General features: G+C 43.3%; 1 protein-coding gene. It reads right to left on the bottom strand.

Annotated features, from left to right (window positions below; translation table 11 throughout):
• Window positions 1-601: 601 nt before the first annotated feature.
• Window positions 602-2290: a glycosyltransferase family 39 protein gene (locus QUB14_RS28315; protein ID WP_333221529.1), complete on the bottom strand. Its 1689-nt coding sequence runs from the start codon at window positions 2288-2290 to the stop codon at window positions 602-604.
• Between the last annotated feature and the right edge of the window lie 508 nt (window positions 2291-2798).

The following is a 2798-nucleotide window of genomic DNA, read 5'->3' as shown; positions in this document are numbered from 1 at the left end:
TTATGTGTCGCTGAACTTGAATCATTCCTCAATTGCTATCGTGATTTTTCTTAACTTATTCAGCAAGCCCTATTTAGGCGGATTATTGGGAAATCGGGAGCGAAAAAAGCTCTCGCAGATGGCGACAAACGCCGTCGGAGTAATTTATCACAAATTCACAATTTTTTAACTGCTGCGCCCTGACGGGGTTGTCAACCCGTCAGCAATTTGATATTATTGATAGCCATTGCTTATAGTTGGGCTGTGATTCAAGGTCAAAAAATCAAGACAATGGGAATTCAAAAATAGGTGGGTAGGTTAACTGAATACGGGCGCTCGATACGTGGCCATAGTAGTTTTTGGATTGGATTATATGGTCAATGTTGGGCGCAGCGAAGCGGAGGAAGTTGGCCGGGGAATTTGGCCAAGAGATTATTACGCTCATTAAGCGAAATTAGGCGCAATAAACTACGATTTTTTCAGAGGGGTATGAGGGCTATGTCCTTGATTCTATTAATGTTTTGACGTGTGTTGTCACCCGCTCAGGGGTAATGCTTGTGTCACAGTTTAAATGCAGAACAGCTTATAGGGATTGTCCCGTGACCCACTCACTCAGGCCATCTCAACCATCTACTCCCGACAAAGAAGACCTCAAAGTACCCTGGTTCGAGCGCTTGGTTGTTTTAATTTGGGGAGGAATTCGATAAATGACCCAGTTGGGTGTTTCCTGATAGAGTTCCAATGTTTTTTGAATGTATGCAACCAATTTAGGGTTATCTTTGGCAATCTGATTATTGCCATATTTAACAATTCCCATCCAATCTGCTCCCTGGGTAATCAAATCTTCCAAGATGGCAATTAAAGTATCATCTGTTATGGGATATTTCCAATAAATACTCTTCTTTTTTCTGCTGTCTTCAGGACTCGAAGGAGGAGAACCCCAATAAGTTGCAGGCGGAAAAACCCAGCCACGTCGTTGACTATAATAGATAGCGACGGGATCGCCACCTCCAGGATTAGCTATAGTAACAACAAGGTCACTTGGTTGAGTTATTTGCTGCAAAGCTATCCCTAGTTCGTAGCCCTCTTTTGCCCAAAGAGAATAGCACCATATATTTAACTGTCTATAACCAATTCCAGAAATGATTAGTAGTATTGCCGTTATGAGTGCTAATGCTGAAGATGAACCTCCGACTCGCTTGGCGAATGAAGCAAGTGCTATCAGGCCATTTCCTGCTAGAGCGGCGGCGGCGGGGTTGACAATATTTAAATTAGAGTAATTTGTGACAAGCTGTTGAGCACCAATGAAGTAATAAATGGCAAAAGCAAGCATCCACCAATGAAACATCCCTGGTACTCGTACAGCTACATTACTTCGCTGCTCCTCTTCCTGGGCAGGAACTTTATAATGAGGGGGAACGAATAAACCAATAACAACAAGGAGCATGATGGGATATGTCCAAATCCACCGAGAGACAAGATGATAAAGTTTAGGGATAAAATATTTCTTTTGTAACCATTCCTGTAACCCATGCTCCCAGAGCCAGTTCCCGCTGCCAGCAAAGTGGTAAGGCGGATAGGTGAGAGCAAGATGCCTCGCCCACAAATAATAGGCAGCTACTGGAAGGAGGATAGAAATGGCAGCTACTCCAATTACTATCAGCTTTTTCGGGCGCAGTAATCCTCGATGACCCAGGACAACAAATATTGTATATAGCATCGGAATGCCAATGATTAAACCTGGTAGTTTGGTTAAAAAGCCCCAAGTTGCAAAGAGGGTGGCAAGCAATAAATAGTACCAGCGGTCAGTTTGTAGGTAAGCAATCAGCATCCAGAAACTTGTTACAACTAATGCCACCATTGCCGGGTCGGGAAGGAAAGACCGATCCACATATATATGACCTGGAAGAATTGCGAGAATTGCGGCACTCATAAGAGCGCGATCCCGATCCCAAATACGAGAAACTAACTGATAGAAGGCAAATATTCCCCACAAGCTAAACAGGACAACGACGCTGCGTCCCACCCAATCATGCTGTCCCAATAAAGTATAGAGAAGGGCTGTAATATAAGTAACTGTTTGAAATTCCCGTCCATTATAGCTAGGCCCTGGCCCATCCCAGCTAACTTCAGGGTAGAAGATATTCCAATTTCTGCGATAGAAATTTTCGGCCATCATGGCTGTGCTTGACTGACGCCAACTAAAGCCATCAATAAATGGCTGATTGATATTAATCAATCGCCAAATAGCTGCCACTACAAGGATTGATATCAGGAGATAAGTGGTGTTCCTATAAATTGGAATTTTCATGTTGGCTCTGATGATATAAAAAAATATCTGACCTGTAAAGCTACGCAGTAAGCTAGTGGAACCTAGACAAGGGCAGGGCTAGCTAACTAACTTTACACCTTGGAAGATATCTTGGTCAAGTGGAGTACGCTAACCCACAAAGAGGGGGAGCCTTCACAGCCGGCTCCCGCAAAAGGTTGCAGGTTCTATCCTGCGTAATTCTTGTTTTAATTGTCTGATATCGAGTTGTTATTGAAAATTCGGCGTTGCTGATTTACGGTATGAAAGACTAAATAGGGCTTGCTGAATAATCGATCGCATATTGCGTCGCGAAAGGTTTCGATCGCGCGATCGAGAGTAAAGTGCAAGATAAACAGGTAAAATAGGTCAAAACCCGTGCATAGCCACCTGCGATCGTGTACAAAAAAGCTGAGCTTGCTCCCCTCCAACCCTTATACCAATTTACTATGAAGTTGCACTTAATATAGCTTCAAGGATATAGTCCCAACCACAGAGAGATAAAACTTCT

The sequence above is a fragment of the Microcoleus sp. B3-D2 genome (assembly GCF_036705345.1).
Taxonomy (GTDB): domain Bacteria; phylum Cyanobacteriota; class Cyanobacteriia; order Cyanobacteriales; family Microcoleaceae; genus Microcoleus.
Note: the sequence above shows the minus strand (reverse complement) of the source record. Positions and strands in the feature narration are given on the sequence as shown.